Source organism: Brachybacterium sp. AOP3-A1-3 (genome assembly GCF_052378285.1).
Taxonomy (GTDB): domain Bacteria; phylum Actinomycetota; class Actinomycetes; order Actinomycetales; family Dermabacteraceae; genus Brachybacterium.
The window spans coordinates 25,500-38,416 of record NZ_JBQSXM010000011.1 but is presented as its reverse complement, the minus strand read 5'-3'; the positions used below and the strand labels follow the sequence as shown (position 1 = coordinate 38,416).

The following is a 12,917-nucleotide window of genomic DNA, read 5'->3' as shown; positions in this document are numbered from 1 at the left end:
ACTAGGCTCGTGGTGATGAACACCTCGACTGCGCAGACGGCGCCTTCCTCCGTCCCGAGCCCCGACCATCTCCTGGACATCGCGACCACTGCCGCGCGGGCCGCGGCCGACTACATCCGCTCGCTGGACCGCGAGCACCTGACCCGTGAGTACAAGACCTCCAACCATGACATCGTCACCGAGCACGACAAGGCCAGCGAGGACATCATCGTCGCCGAGCTGCGTCGGCTGCTCCCCACCTGCCGCATCGTCGGTGAGGAGGGCGGGGAGCGACCCGCGGAGGAGCGAGCGCCCGGCGCGGATCCCGCAGAGCCCGTCGTGACGTTCTACGTCGATCCGATCGACGGGACCAGCAACTTCGCCGCCGGTCTGCCCCTGTTCTGCGTCTCCATCGGCGTGGCGGTGGGCGACGAACTGGTGGCCGGCGTCATCGACGCCCCGGTCCTCGGCCAGGTGTTCACCGCGGCGGACGGGCCGGCGATGCTCAACGGCCGCGAGCTCAGGCCGCGCTCGACGAACGATCCCGCTGATGCTCTCGTGCTGTCCGGATTCCCGGGACAGCGCGGATGGAAGGAGTTCCCCGAGCTCGCGGGCCGGGCGCAGAGGGAGCTCGAGAACGGCCTCTCCGCGATCCGTCACCTCGGCTCGGCCGCCATCGAGCTCGCCTATGTCTCCGCCGGCTGGGCGGATGCGACGTTCCTCGCCTCCATCAACGCGTGGGACATCGCCGCCGGATTCCACATCCTGCGCCGTGCCGGCGGGTCGGTGCGCACCTGGCCGGGCCGCGGGGAGACGGGGCAGCCCGATTTCCTGAACCCGGCGTATGTGGCATGCACCGGGCCGGAGCGCCTGGACCTGGTGGACCGCGTGTTCGAGGAGGTCCAGGCTCTGCGCGACGCGGATCTGTGATCCTCGTCAAGGCGATCCCGACGAGTTCTCACCCGGGGCTTCCTGGTGGTAATCTGGCGGGGTCGCCATGCGACATGGGGCTATGGCGCAGTTGGTAGCGCGTCTCGTTCGCAATGAGAAGGTCGGGGGTTCGAATCCCCCTAGCTCCACCGAGGAACCCCCTGGTCAAGAAATTGGCCAGGGGGTTCTCCCGTTCCCGGAGGGCCGCCGCGCAACAGGTGTCGCCGTGCCCCCGGTCAGGAACGCAACGGTGCAGAGGAGCTGCCATGGAGATCCGCGATGCGACCGTCGCGCACCTGGAGGGCATCACCACGATCTACAACGACGCGGTCCGGCGCACCACGGCGATCTGGAACGACCATCCCGTGGACCGAGAGGACCGCGCGACCTGGCTCGCCCGGCGACATCAGGAGGGGTTCCCCGTGCTGGTATGCGTCGAGGACGCCGTCGAGGACGCCGTCGAAAACGCGGTCGAGGACGCTGACCGGAGCGATCCCCCCGACGCGGTGCTCGGCTATGCGACCTACGGGGCGTTCCGGCCCCATGACGGCTTCCGGGGCACCGTGGAGGACTCCGTCTACGTGCGCGACGACCAGCAGGGCAGGGGCATCGGCAGATCGCTTCTGGAGGCGCTCATCGCCCGTGCCCGGGAACAGGACGTCCAGGCCATGATCGCCGCGATCGAGGCCGGGAACGCCGGCTCGGTGAGACTCCACGAGAAGCTCGGGTTCGAGCACCGTGGGACCCTGCCGCGGGTCGGCACGAAGTTCGGTCGCCGCCTGGATCTCGCACTGCTCCAGCTGGAGCTGCAGGACCAGCCGTCGGCTGCGGTCAGCCCGGAGGGATCGGCCGGAAACGGCCACTCGTCCCCCGTGTGAGGAGCACGGCCGCGGCCGGCGAGATGCAGCCGACGCTTCCTTCGAGATGGTCGATGACGACCGCGAGCGCGTGCCGAGCGGCGGCATCTTCGTCGGCGGGCGTCGTCGCGTCGACCGCGAACCGCAGGACCGCGCGTCCCACCCGTCGGCCGGCGATCAGCGGCGCCTCGACATCCTGCTTCTCGACCACGTGCAGTGTGCCGAGGGCCAGGGCGGCCTGCTCGATCACGTCGTGCGGGGAGCAGCCCGGGAGGAGCTCCCCGATGGGCAGGTGCATGCGAAAGCTCGGCATGGTGCTCAGGCTAGTGGTCCCCGGGCGCCGTGCCCGCACGGTCCCGCCCTCGCCGTGCGTCCAGTCCTCGTCGTGCAACCCGCCCTCGTCGTGCCTCCTGCCTTCGTCGTGCGACCCATCGTCACCCTGCGGCGCACCGTCGTCCCGACGCAGGCGATAGGGTCCAGTCGGGTCGACGGTCGACGCGGAGAGCGGCACGTCGGACGACGCAGGGGAGAGGGACTCGATGACCGGCAGCATCGTGCTGATCCATGCCGTGCGCTCCTCGCGCACCATGTGGACGGGCCAGACCCGCCGCCTGCGTCGGCGCGGGTTCCAGGTGATCGCTCCGGACCTGCCCGGTCATGGCTTGCGACGCGCAGAACCGTTCACGCTCGAGAGTGCCCTGGCCACGATCGAGGAAGCCGTCGCTGCGTGCGACGAACCCCCGGTGCTGGTCGGTCTGTCGCTCGGCGGGTACCTGACCCTCCACTGGGCCTCCCGCAACCCGGACCGTCTGGAGGCAGTCGTCGCGGCGGACTGCACGATCGTGCCGGGCCCCGCGACGGCGAGGCTCTACGGCCTGTGGATCTCGATGAAGGACTGGCTCCCCGGTGACTCCGATGCCCGGGTGGAGCGGGCCTTCGCCCGGCGTCACTCCCGCAAGGCCGCCCGGCGCTACTACGGAGGCGGGCGCGCCCACGGCGTCGTGCGCACGGTGGTGCGCACCATCAGCTCGCTCGACCTCCTCGCCGACGTCGCGACGATCGACGTGCCGCTGACCTTCCTCAACGGCGAGCACGACCCGTTCCGCCGTCACGAGGCACTCTTCCTGGAGGCCGCCCGCGATGGGGAGCTGGTGATCCTCGACGATGCCGGGCACATCGCCAACCTCTCCCGACCCAAGCGCTTCGCGAAGGTGCTGCGGCGCGTGGCGACCGGCGAGCGGATTCCGCAGCCGCTGTCTCCCTGAGCTCGCCCGGTGTGGCCGGTGCGTTCGGTGCCTCCCGCGCCGTAGGCTGATCCCATGGAGAACCGCACCCTGCGCGTCGGGTTCGTCCCCGGTGTCGAACCTGATCGCTTCCTGCGTCGTTGGAAGTCCGGCCGACGGGACGCCTGGCTCGAGCTCATCCCGATCCCGCTCTCGCAGCAGCACCTCGCCCTTCAGCGCGGCGACGTCGACATGTGCTTCGTGCGCCTGCCGATTCCCACCGACGACCTCCACGTCGTGAGTCTGTGGGAGGAGCGCGGTGCGATCGTGACGGGCACCGAGAACGTGCTGAGCCTTCTGGACGAGGTCACCGAGAGCGATCTCGCGGACGAGACGGAGATCCCCGCCGAGCATCTCGACGATGCCGCGGACCGCGTCGCCGTCGTCGCGGCCGGTGTGGGCTACACCCGCATGTCGCTGTCGCTGGCCCGCCTCCACCACCGCAAGGACGCCGTGCATCGGCCGTTGGTGGACGCCGAGCCCACCCGCATCGCGCTGGCCTGGCCCCGCGCGAGCGATGACGAGGTGCGTCAGGAGTTCGTCGGCGTGGTCCGCGGTCGCACGTCCCGCTCCAGCCGCTGACAGGCCGGCACTCGGGGCGGGATCCCACACCCCCGAGCTGAGACAGATACCCGATACCGAGGAGAGCATCCATGACCGAGCAGAGCAGCACGCCCGAGCAGAACAGCATGACCGAGCAGAACCGCACCCCCGATCAGAGCGCCGCCGGCAAGAACCAGCCGCCGCACATGAACGTCGAGAGCTTCAACCTCGACCACCGGACCGTCGCCGCCCCGTACCTCCGGATCGCCGATCGCAAGGAGCTGCCCGGCGGCGACGTGCTCACGAAGTTCGACGTGCGCTTCACCCAGCCCAACGTCGAGCATCTGGAGTCCGAGACCGTCCACTCCCTCGAGCACATGATGGCCGAGCACATGCGCAATCACAGCGACGTCGTCCTGGACGTCTCGCCGATGGGCTGCCGCACCGGCTTCTACGTGCTGCTGATCGGTGATCACACTCCCGAGAGCTTCGCCCCCGTCCTGGAGGCGACCCTGCGCGACCTGATCGCGGCCGACGAGGTCCCCGCCGCCAACGAGATCCAGTGCGGCTGGGGCGCCCACCACACGCTCGAGGGCGCCCAGGCGGCGGCCCGGACGTTCCTCGCCGAGCGCGGCTCCTGGGAGCAGGTCAGCGCGAGCTGAGGCCCTCGCGCACCGCCGCCAGCAGGCGCGCGGTGCGCTCATTGGTCGCGATGTCGTCGATCGAGACGGGGCGCAGCTCCGCATCGGCCAGCGGGATCCGCCAGTTCGGGTACTCCTCGTCGGTGCCCGGCTGGTTCTGGATCCGGCGCTCGCCCACGCAGTCCACGAGCGAGACGCCCAGCAGCATCGACGGGGTGCGCGCCAGATGCCGGTGCAGGGCGATGACCGTGTCCTCGATCCCGGCGTCGGGAGCGAGCAGACCGTCGCTGCGCAGCAGGTCGAGCACCTGCTCGCGGCCCGCGGCGTCGGCCTCCAGCTCCTCCTCCAGGGGGCGCTCGAGCAGCCCGAGCTCATGACGCAGAGAGACATGGTCCCCGGCGAGATAGCCGGCCGTGGGCGGCAGATCATGGGTGTTCACCGAGGACATGCACAGCGTGCGATAGTCCGCGGCCGGAAGCGGCCGCCGCTCGGCATCGTTCTCGAACCAGAGGATCGACGTCCCCAGGATCCCGCGGTCGACCAGATAGTCCCGGACCCACGGCTCGAACGTGCCGAGATCCTCGCCGACCACGACCGTGCCCGAGCGTTCGGCCTCCAGAGCGAGGATGCCGATCATCGCCTCGTGGTCGTAGGAGACATAGGCGCCGTCGGACGCCTCATGGCCCTCGGGGATCCACCACAGCCGGAACAGCCCCAGCACGTGGTCGATCCGCAGGGCACCCGCATGGCGCATGAGGGTGCGCAGCATGTCCCGCCACGGACGATAGGAGGCCTCCCGCAGTCGCTCGGGATGCCACGGGGGCTGGTGCCAGTTCTGGCCCTGCTGGTTGTACTGGTCTGCGGGAGCGCCCACGGTGGCGCCGCGGGCGAGGACCCTGCGCAGCCTCCAGGAATCGGCGCCGATCTCCTCGACGCCGACGGCGAGGTCGTGCATGATGCCGATGCGCATCCCGGCATCCCGGGCGGCCGTCTGCGCGGCGCTGAGCTGCTCGTCGAGCAGCCACTGCGTCCACACGTGGAAGTCGACCCGCTGCGCGAGCTCGGTGCGTGCCCGCCCGACGGTCTCGTCGTCGAGATCTGCCAGGCTCTGCTCCTTGCCGCCGGACCGTGCGCTCTCCGCGATCGCGGACCACAGCGCGAAGTCCTCGAGGCCCTGACCCTCGCGGCGGCGATAGGCCGCGAGCAGAGCACGGCGACCTGCGGTCAGCGGCATGGCGAACAGCTCCTCGAGGGCCTCCAGCTTCGCCGCGAGCACGTCATCCCGCTCCAGGCGGTCCACCCGGGTGTTCCAGCCCTCGACCCTGCGCCGGGACAGTGCGACGCGCTGCCGGGCGTGCTCCGGCAGATCCCGCCATTCCGGGACGTCCTCGATCCGGAGGTACAGCGCGCTGGTGAAGCGCCGGGTCACCGGGAGGTACGGGGACGGCTCGACCGGTGGCGTCGGATAGGAGGCGTGCAGCGGATTGACCAGGAGGAAGTCCGCCCCGTGGCAGGCGCCGGAGATCGCGGCGAGATCGCGCATGTCGGCGAGGTCCCCGATGCCCCAGGACCGGGAGGAGCGCACCGAGTACAGCTGTGCCTGGATCCCGTAGGCCCGTCGGGCGGCGAACCCCTCATGGACCGTCAGGCGCGCCGGGGTGACGACGACGTCTGCCGTATCGGTCCCCACGAGCGTCTCGGCGACGAGCTGGTGCCAGCCCAGCGGGAGACCCGCGGGGATCCTGAACCGGGCCCGGCCGCGCAGGGTGCCGTCGAGGTCGACGGGCGGGGTGAAATCGTCGACCTGCTCGAGATCACGGCGGCCGCCGTCCTCCAGGAGCAGGTGGACGGTGACCGGGCTGCCGTGATCGACATGCACCGGCACCGTCGTGCCGTGGTCGGTGCGCAGCACCGTCACCGGGGGCAGGGTGCGGGCCCACGGGGCGTGCTCGTGCTCGCGGCGGATGCGGTCGATGTCCTCCGGGGAGTCGGCCTGCGCCCCGAGGGCGGCGAGCACGGAGCGCAGGGTGTTCTCGGCGACATCCTTGAGCGTCCCGTCCCAGCCCCAGTACTCGGTGCTGACACCGAGATCGCGGGCAAGATCACGCAGCGCTGTGGGTTCCGGGGACATGGCGCAATCGTAGCGGCGATCACACGGCAGGAGCGTCCGGCGCCTCCGGGATCAGGTCCAGGAGGGCAGCCACATCCGGTAGCGCCACTGCTCGAGGTCGATGACCTCGCCGGTCCAGATGGGCCAGAAGAAGGCGGAGACCAGGACGATGAGCACGAGCAGGGATCCGGCGAAGAGACCTCCGGCCAGGCGTCTCTCCTTGTCCGCGTCCGCAGGGCCGATGAGCAGCCCCAGCACGTACGCGAGGCACAGGATCAGCCAGGGCTCGAACACGACCGCGTAGAACGTGAAGATGGTGCGGTCCATGTACAGCAGCCAGGGAAGGTAGCCGGCGGCGATGCCGGCCAGCGCCGCCCAGGCTCGCCCGTCGAAGCGCACGATCGCGATCACCAGGGTGATCAGCACGGCGAGGGTGCCCAGCCACCAGATCACCGGATTGCCGACGGAGAGGATGTGCGAGGCGCACTTGGCGACCTCGCAGCCGTTCTCCCCGTACTCGTAGGAGCGGTAGTAGAAGTTCGTGGGCCGCAGCATCAGGGGCCAGCCCAGGGGGTTCGCCTGATACGGATGCTCGGTGTCCAGGCCGATATGGAACCCGTACGCCTGGCGGTGGTAGAGCCACAGGGACCACAGCGAGTCCACGATCCCGTTACCGGTGGCTGAGCCCTCCTCCGCGGCGAGGTGCCGGTTGTACCCCACGGAGGAGGCGAACCAGCCCGCCCAGGACGCGACGTACACGACCAGCGCGGTCCCGACGGTCGCGAAGAAGGCCGGGATCGCGTCCTTCACGAATCCGCCCAGCAGCCAGTTCTTCTGGGCGGCCGTGCGCCGTGCCCACCAGTCCCACAGCACGGTCATGATCCCGAAGACCGCCAGCGCATAGAGCCCGGACCACTTCACCGCGCAGGCCATGCCCAGCAGCACCCCGGCGAGCAGACGCCACGGTCGCAGCCCGCCGGAGATCCCGAGGGTCGGAGGCAGCTCGGCATCGAGCTGGAGCTGCGCGGCCCGGACCGCCAGGTGCTCGCGGAAACGGTCACGATCGATGAGCAGGGCCCCGAACGCGGCGAGCACGAAGACCATGAGGAACGGATCCAGCAGGCTCGTGCGCGAGTGCACGATGTGGAGGCCGTCGATCGCCAGCAGCAGGCCGGCGATGAGGCCGACGGTCGTGGAGCGGAACAGGCGTCTGCCGATGAGCGTGAGCATCAGGACGGCGACGGAGCCGAACACGGCCGTCGAGAGACGCCAGCCCCAGGGCGAGTCGGGGCCCAGCACCATCATCCCGGCGCCGATCAACCACTTCCCGAGCGGGGGATGGACCACATAGGAGCCGGTGTCCTCGTAGGTGTGGACGTCCCCGGATTCGAAGACCGGGTCGTGATCCTCCGGCCAGGACATCTCCACACCCTCCTGGGTGAGGGCGTAGCCGTCCTTGACGTAGTAGGTCTCGTCGAAGATCAGCTCGTCGACGGTGCCCAGGCCCCACAGCCGCAGCACGAGGGCCAGTCCGAACAGGGCCATCGCCCCTGCCCAGGCGAGGCGGGAGACCGGGAGGTCGAAGGTCTTCAGCCGGCGCCGCAAGGACGCGAGCACGGCCTCGGGCTCGTCCTCGGCATCTGCGCGATGGGTCGCGACCTCCTCCGTGTGCACTCGCACATGCTAGGACATCACCTGCGGAGATCCTGGAGGGCTGTCCGCGTCGGGCGTGCGGCTCGCTAGCATGGCGGGATGCTCGAACCCGGAGTCCTCACCCTCGCCGCCACGCCGATCGGCAATCCGTTGGACGCCTCGGTGCGTCTGATGCGGTCGCTCGAGCAGGCCGATCTCATCGCCGCCGAGGACACCCGACGCCTCGCGCGGCTCGTGAGCGCCCTCGAGGTGGAGACCACCGGACGGATCCTCTCGTACCACGAGCACAACGAAGCAGAACGCACCGGGGTGCTGCTCGAGGCGCTCGCCACGGGGGAGCGGGTCCTGATCGTCACCGACGCCGGGATGCCGGTCGTCTCGGATCCGGGCTTCCGGGCGGTGCGCGCCGCGACCGAGGCCGGGTTCACCGTCACGGTGATCCCCGGCCCATCGGCCGTGCTCACGGCGCTGGCCGCCTCAGGGATCGCGCCGGACCGCTTCACCTTCGAGGGCTTCCCACCGAGGCGGGACGGCCGACGGGCGGCGGCCTTCGGCCCGCTCGTCGCCGAGCAGCGCACGATGGTGTTCTTCGAGTCCCCGCGGCGCACGGCCGCGACCCTCGCCTCGATGGCCGAGTCCTTCGGCGAGCAGCGGACCGCTGCCGTCGCGCGCGAGCTGACCAAGACCTACGAGGAGATCGTGCGGGGGACCCTCGGCGAGCTCACGCAGTGGGCGGAGTCGACGGAGGTGCTCGGCGAGATCGTGATCGTCGTGGCCGGGGCGGAGCCGGTCGCCCTGAGCGCCGAGGATCTCGTCGAGGAGGTCCTCGCCCGGGCCGCCGACGGGGAGCGTCTCAAGGACGCCGCGAAGGCGCTGGCGAAGGGGCAGGACGGGGTGACCTCGAGCGAGCTCTACGATCTGGCGCTGAGCAGGAAGGGCTGAGCAGAAAGGGTTGAGCCGGACGGGCGACGACACGACGAAGCCCCCGGCACAGGGCCGGGGGCTTCGTTCGATGATCAGGTGCAGGTCGAGTGGACCTGCGCGGGATCAGTCCTCGATCTGGAGGAGACCGCGCTGGTAGGCCTTGGCCAGACGACGCGGGACAGCTGCGGTACGGCCACGCACCGTCACCTGCACGAGGTCAGGGTTGTTGGCCTTCCACTGCGAACGACGCGAGTGCGTACGAGCGCGGGACATCTTGAACTTGGGCACTGCCATGAGGACGCTCCTAGGACGGTCCGGAGATGAACTGGCGTTGGCATCCGTCCCGAGCAGCGACCCGAACCCGGTCCAGCTGAGTCGGGGCGCTCGGGTGCACGTTAGGACGCGCAACGACGACCCATCTTGTCACATCGAGGTCGGCTTCGCCTGCTCAGGGCTCGTGACGTATCCCACCGCACACCGCGCCGGCGGCTCGGGAGCCGCTCGTGGACCTGCAGACCCCGACCACAGGACGTGACGTCGACGTCGCAGCGGTCACCCGATGGCAGGACCGGACGGCTGACGCTCCTACCATGGTCGCATGCCGTCACCGTACGAGACAGAGCCCGGAACGGGCGCTCGGTCCCTCGCCGCCCAGTCCGACCAGTCCTCTGAGTCCGCTGCGCCGGCCGGGCCTGCGCAGTCCTCCTCATCGACCACACCCTCGGCGGTGCGCAGCCGCGAGGACATCGACCCCCGAGGCCGATCCCGCGACCGCTCCTGGCCGCCGGCGCCGGAACCGCTGCCGTTCCCGGTGATCGACAACCATTGCCATCTGGACTTCGCCGACGGCGACAGGGAGCTCGCCGTCGCGGATCACGTCGAACGAGCCGCTGAGGTCGGCGTCGACGCCCAGATCACGATCGGCTCGGACCTCGAGGCCGTGCGGTGGACCGCAGCGCTCCTCGCGTCCGAGGCGTGCCCCCCTTCCCTGCGGGGCGGTGTCGCGATCCATCCCAACGAGGCTGCGCTGCACGCCCGGGGAACCGACCACGACGGCAATCCGCTCATCGGGCTCGACGAGGCGATCGGCGAGGTCTCCACCCTCCTGCGCGGTCCCGGCATGGTCGTCGTGGGGGAGACGGGACTGGACTGGTTCCGCACCTCGAGGAAGGACGACGTCGCGCGGGCCGCGCAGATCGAGTCCTTCCGTGCCCACATCGCCCTGGCCAAGGAGCTCGACCTGCCGATGCAGATCCACGACCGGGACGCCCATCAGGACGTCCTGGAGGTGCTCGACCGGGATGGAGCCCCGGAGCGGACCGTCTTCCACTGCTTCTCGGGGGACGCGGAGTTCGCTCGCGCCTGCGTGGATCGCGGGTACTTCCTCTCCTTCGCCGGGAACGTGACCTTCAAGAACGCCGACGACCTCCGGAGCGCAGTGGCCGAGGTCGGGTTCGGGCAGGTGATGGTCGAGACCGATGCGCCGTTCCTGACCCCGGTCCCATACCGCGGCCGACCGAACTCCTCGTACCTGATCCCGCTGACGATGGCCACGATGGCGGAGGTCGCCGGCTCCGATCTCGAGCAGGCTTGCCGAGCCGTCCGCGCCACGACCCAGCAGGTCTACGGCTGGCCGGACGGGGTGGTGGCATGAGCGCCCACCCGCCCCAGCCTGCAGACGCCACGCAGCCCGAGAGCGCTGCGCCGCCCGAAAGCTCCGCGCGGGCCGTCGGCGGCTCGCAGGGCCCGTCGGCCCCAGGACTCCTGCTGAGCGCCCGCGATATCCGCGAACTCGCAGAGGCGGCCGGCATCCGGCCCTCGAAGCAGCGGGGCCAGAACTTCGTCATGGACCCCAACACGGTCCGCACGATCGTCGGCCGGGCCGGTATCGCTCCGGGCCAGGCCGTGCTCGAGGTCGGCCCGGGTCTGGGATCTTTGACCCTCGGTCTGCTCGAGGCCGGAGCCGACGTCGCCGCGATCGAGCTCGACCGCGGTCTGGCGGAGCTGCTGCCGCTGACCCTGCATGCCCGCGGGGTCGACGAGGAGCGGTACCGCCTGGTGCACGCCGACGCCCTGCAGGTCACCGAGCTCCCGAACCTGCCGCGCGTCGGGCAGCCGACCGCCCTGGTCGCGAACCTCCCGTACAATGTGGCCACGCCGATCCTGTTGACGATCCTCGAGCGGTTCCCGGAGATCCGCACCTCGCTGGTGATGGTGCAGTCGGAAGTCGTCGACAGGCTGACGGCGGGCCCGGGGAGCCGGACCTACGGCGGCCCGAGCGTGAAGGCCGCCTGGTATGGCCGCGCTGAGCATGCCGGCCGCATCTCCCGTCAGATCTTCTGGCCCGTGCCCAACGTCGACTCCGCCCTCGTGGAGCTGACCCGGTACGACGAACCTCTCGGTACCTCGGAGGAGCGCGCCGAGGTGTTCGCGGTCATCGATGCCGCCTTCGCCCAGCGTCGCAAGACCCTGCGCGCCGCGCTCGCGCCCTGGGCCGGCAGTCCGACGAGGTCCGAGGAGATCCTGCGAGCGGCGGGAATCGATCCCGGTGCGCGCGGCGAGACCCTGGAGATCGAGCAGTTCCGGTCGATCACCCGGGCGAGCGGGGAGATCGTGTGATGGCGAACGCCTTGAACCGGGTGGTGGTGCGCGCACCCGGCAAGATCAACCTGTCGCTCGCCGTCGGCGCCGTCGACGATCGCGGATACCACAGCCTCGCGACGGTCTTCCAGGCCGTCGACGTCTACGAGACCGTCACGGTGACCCGGCAGGAGGAGCTCACCCTCTCGGTCGACTCCGACGTCCCGGGCGAGGTCCCGCTGGACGGCTCGAACCTCGCCCTGCGCGCCGCCGAGCTTCTGCGCTCGGAGCTCGGGGTCACGGCTGGCGCCGCGCTGCATGTCCACAAGCAGGTCCCCGTCGCCGGCGGTATGGGCGGGGGCTCGGCGGACGCCGCTGCCGTGCTCGTCGCCCTCGATCGGCTCTGGGGGCTGGATCTCGCGACCGAGCAGCTGCGGGAGCTCGGTTCTCGGCTCGGGGCGGATGTGCCCTTCGCGATGCTCGGGCACACCGCCCTGGGGCGCGGTACCGGCGCGGACCTGACCACGGCGCTCACCCACGGTGAATGGACCTGGCTGCTGGCGTTCCCGGGCGGACACCTGTCCACCCCGGCCGTCTATCGTCGCCACGATGAGATCGCGCGGTCGGTGGGGCGGGTCCTCCCGGAGCATCCGGAGATCGAGGAGCTGCAGTTCCAGGCCCTGAGCTCGGGTGATGCGCCACTGCTGGGACGCACGCTCCACAATGATCTGCAGTCAGCTGCCTTCGCCCTCCACGACGGGCTGGAGCCCGTCGTGGAGCATGCGCAGCGGGCCGGCGCCTTCGGAGCGATGGTCTCGGGCTCCGGGCCGACGGTCGCGATCCTCGTCGAGGACACGGAGCATGCTCACGAGATCGGTGCGGAGCTGCGTGCGGCACGGCTCGTGGACTCCTATCTGGTGGCGCGAGGATCTGCTGCCGGCGCGAGCGTTCTCGACGCCAGCTGACGCTTCTGTGTGCGAGCTGGGGGTCGGCCGGGGTTGAATGGCGCGACCGCCCCGTCGGCGGGCGCTGGATGGTGCGTCCACGACGATGGTGGGCGTTGGATGGTGCGTCCACGACGATGGCGGGCGTTGGGTGGTGCGTCCACCACGACGTCCCATGATGTGAGGTCCCAGTATTGCGATCTGTGGGGATTTCTTTCCTCCCGATCGGTCGCTTATCCACATTTTTATGATGCACCTTGCGTGGCGGATTGTTTTGCGCTACGGAATGCACTGAATTCCTCAGGTTGTAGGTGGTCGTGATGTCACGAACTGTGTCGCGGCTGGGCTGGGCTGGGCTGGGCTGGGTCGCGACTGTGCGGTGAGAGCGCGCTGCGGTAGCACTATGCCTGTGGCCACTGCCTATGGGAGCGTTGGCGGCACGTCGTCGGTTGCTGGTGGGGCTGTGGCGTGCG

The 12,917-nt window shown here is 70.2% G+C and carries 13 protein-coding genes and 1 tRNA gene; 10 read left to right on the top strand and 4 right to left on the bottom strand.

The annotated features are described in order from the left end of the window. Window positions 1-15: 15 nt before the first annotated feature. The 3 genes from ACT3T5_RS14160 (at window position 16) to ACT3T5_RS14150 (ending at window position 1,787) form a co-directional block, all read left to right on the top strand. Complete coding sequence (locus ACT3T5_RS14160; protein ID WP_444594670.1) at window positions 16-909, top strand: inositol monophosphatase family protein; 894 nt, start codon at window positions 16-18, stop codon at window positions 907-909. 76 nt (window positions 910-985) lie between these two features. Beyond that, window positions 986-1,058, top strand: a tRNA-Ala gene (locus tag ACT3T5_RS14155). A 117-nt stretch (window positions 1,059-1,175) separates the two neighbouring features. After that, the gene (locus ACT3T5_RS14150) at window positions 1,176-1,787 is read left to right on the top strand and encodes a GNAT family N-acetyltransferase (protein ID WP_444594669.1); all 612 of its coding nucleotides are present in this window, start codon (window positions 1,176-1,178) and stop codon (window positions 1,785-1,787) included. Here the strand turns inward: ACT3T5_RS14150 and ACT3T5_RS14145 are convergent. Beyond that, the gene (locus tag ACT3T5_RS14145; protein ID WP_444594668.1) at window positions 1,741-2,079 is read right to left on the bottom strand and encodes a hypothetical protein; all 339 of its coding nucleotides are present in this window, start codon (window positions 2,077-2,079) and stop codon (window positions 1,741-1,743) included. The genes ACT3T5_RS14150 and ACT3T5_RS14145 overlap by 47 nt on opposite strands. A 226-nt stretch (window positions 2,080-2,305) precedes the next feature. On the opposite strand from ACT3T5_RS14145, the gene ACT3T5_RS14140 reads away from it, so the two are divergent. From ACT3T5_RS14140 to ACT3T5_RS14130, 3 genes are all read left to right on the top strand, one after another. Next, the gene (locus tag ACT3T5_RS14140; RefSeq protein WP_444594667.1) at window positions 2,306-3,031 is read left to right on the top strand and encodes an alpha/beta fold hydrolase; all 726 of its coding nucleotides are present in this window, start codon (window positions 2,306-2,308) and stop codon (window positions 3,029-3,031) included. 54 nt (window positions 3,032-3,085) lie between these two features. Beyond that, window positions 3,086-3,631 carry a LysR substrate-binding domain-containing protein gene (locus ACT3T5_RS14135; RefSeq protein WP_444594666.1) on the top strand — a complete coding sequence of 182 codons (546 nt, stop codon included), beginning with the start codon at window positions 3,086-3,088 and terminating at the stop codon, window positions 3,629-3,631. A 107-nt stretch (window positions 3,632-3,738) separates the two neighbouring features. Next, window positions 3,739-4,254, top strand: a complete 516-nt coding sequence (locus ACT3T5_RS14130; protein ID WP_444594708.1) for an S-ribosylhomocysteine lyase — start codon at window positions 3,739-3,741, stop codon at window positions 4,252-4,254. Here the strand turns inward: ACT3T5_RS14130 and malQ are convergent. Next, window positions 4,241-6,364 (bottom strand): 4-alpha-glucanotransferase, encoded by a 2,124-nt coding sequence (malQ, locus tag ACT3T5_RS14125; RefSeq protein WP_444594665.1) that lies wholly within the window; start codon window positions 6,362-6,364, stop codon window positions 4,241-4,243. The genes ACT3T5_RS14130 and malQ overlap by 14 nt on opposite strands. Window positions 6,365-6,415: 51 nt before the next feature. Continuing rightward, window positions 6,416-8,017, bottom strand: coding sequence for a dolichyl-phosphate-mannose--protein mannosyltransferase (locus tag ACT3T5_RS14120; protein WP_444594664.1), 1,602 nt, complete (start codon window positions 8,015-8,017; stop codon window positions 6,416-6,418). A 78-nt stretch (window positions 8,018-8,095) separates the two neighbouring features. On the opposite strand from ACT3T5_RS14120, the gene rsmI reads away from it, so the two are divergent. Continuing rightward, window positions 8,096-8,938, top strand: coding sequence for a 16S rRNA (cytidine(1402)-2'-O)-methyltransferase (rsmI, locus tag ACT3T5_RS14115; protein WP_444594663.1), 843 nt, complete (start codon window positions 8,096-8,098; stop codon window positions 8,936-8,938). 105 nt (window positions 8,939-9,043) lie between these two features. Here the strand turns inward: rsmI and rpmF are convergent, their stop codons facing one another. Further along, entirely contained in the window at window positions 9,044-9,214 is a 171-nt protein-coding gene (gene rpmF, locus ACT3T5_RS14110; RefSeq protein WP_193118138.1) for a 50S ribosomal protein L32, read from the bottom strand. 304 nt (window positions 9,215-9,518) lie between these two features. Between rpmF and ACT3T5_RS14105 the strand changes: the two genes are divergently transcribed. Genes ACT3T5_RS14105 through ACT3T5_RS14095 form a run of 3 tightly spaced genes read left to right on the top strand, consistent with a single transcriptional unit; the run spans window position 9,519 to window position 12,465 of the window. Continuing rightward, a complete protein-coding gene (locus ACT3T5_RS14105) occupies window positions 9,519-10,574 on the top strand; it encodes a TatD family hydrolase (RefSeq protein WP_444594662.1) in 1,056 nt (351 codons plus the stop codon). Further along, entirely contained in the window at window positions 10,571-11,539 is a 969-nt protein-coding gene (gene rsmA, locus ACT3T5_RS14100) for a 16S rRNA (adenine(1518)-N(6)/adenine(1519)-N(6))-dimethyltransferase RsmA (protein WP_444594661.1), read from the top strand. The genes ACT3T5_RS14105 and rsmA overlap by 4 nt, the downstream gene beginning before the upstream one ends. Then, on the top strand, window positions 11,539-12,465 hold the full coding sequence (locus tag ACT3T5_RS14095) for a 4-(cytidine 5'-diphospho)-2-C-methyl-D-erythritol kinase (RefSeq protein ID WP_444594660.1): 927 nt from the start codon (window positions 11,539-11,541) through the stop codon (window positions 12,463-12,465). Before rsmA ends, ACT3T5_RS14095 begins: the two co-directional genes overlap by 1 nt. Window positions 12,466-12,917: the final 452 nt, after the last annotated feature.

Bases quoted from the DNA above. Each gene is read 5' to 3' on its own strand.
- ACT3T5_RS14135 (WP_444594666.1), top strand. From the start codon at position 3,086: ATGGAGAACCGCACCCTGCGCGTCGGGTTCGTCCCCGGTGTCGAACCT.
- ACT3T5_RS14145 (WP_444594668.1), bottom strand. From the start codon at position 2,079: ATGCCGAGCTTTCGCATGCACCTGCCCATCGGGGAGCTCCTCCCGGGC.
- ACT3T5_RS14130 (WP_444594708.1), top strand. From the start codon at position 3,739: ATGACCGAGCAGAACCGCACCCCCGATCAGAGCGCCGCCGGCAAGAAC.
- rsmI (WP_444594663.1), top strand. From the start codon at position 8,096: ATGCTCGAACCCGGAGTCCTCACCCTCGCCGCCACGCCGATCGGCAAT.
- malQ (WP_444594665.1), bottom strand. From the start codon at position 6,364: ATGTCCCCGGAACCCACAGCGCTGCGTGATCTTGCCCGCGATCTCGGT.
- rpmF (WP_193118138.1), bottom strand. From the start codon at position 9,214: ATGGCAGTGCCCAAGTTCAAGATGTCCCGCGCTCGTACGCACTCGCGT.
- rsmA (WP_444594661.1), top strand. From the start codon at position 10,571: ATGAGCGCCCACCCGCCCCAGCCTGCAGACGCCACGCAGCCCGAGAGC.
- ACT3T5_RS14160 (WP_444594670.1), top strand. From the start codon at position 16: ATGAACACCTCGACTGCGCAGACGGCGCCTTCCTCCGTCCCGAGCCCC.
- ACT3T5_RS14150 (WP_444594669.1), top strand. From the start codon at position 1,176: ATGGAGATCCGCGATGCGACCGTCGCGCACCTGGAGGGCATCACCACG.
- ACT3T5_RS14105 (WP_444594662.1), top strand. From the start codon at position 9,519: ATGCCGTCACCGTACGAGACAGAGCCCGGAACGGGCGCTCGGTCCCTC.
- ACT3T5_RS14140 (WP_444594667.1), top strand. From the start codon at position 2,306: ATGACCGGCAGCATCGTGCTGATCCATGCCGTGCGCTCCTCGCGCACC.
- ACT3T5_RS14095 (WP_444594660.1), top strand. From the start codon at position 11,539: ATGGCGAACGCCTTGAACCGGGTGGTGGTGCGCGCACCCGGCAAGATC.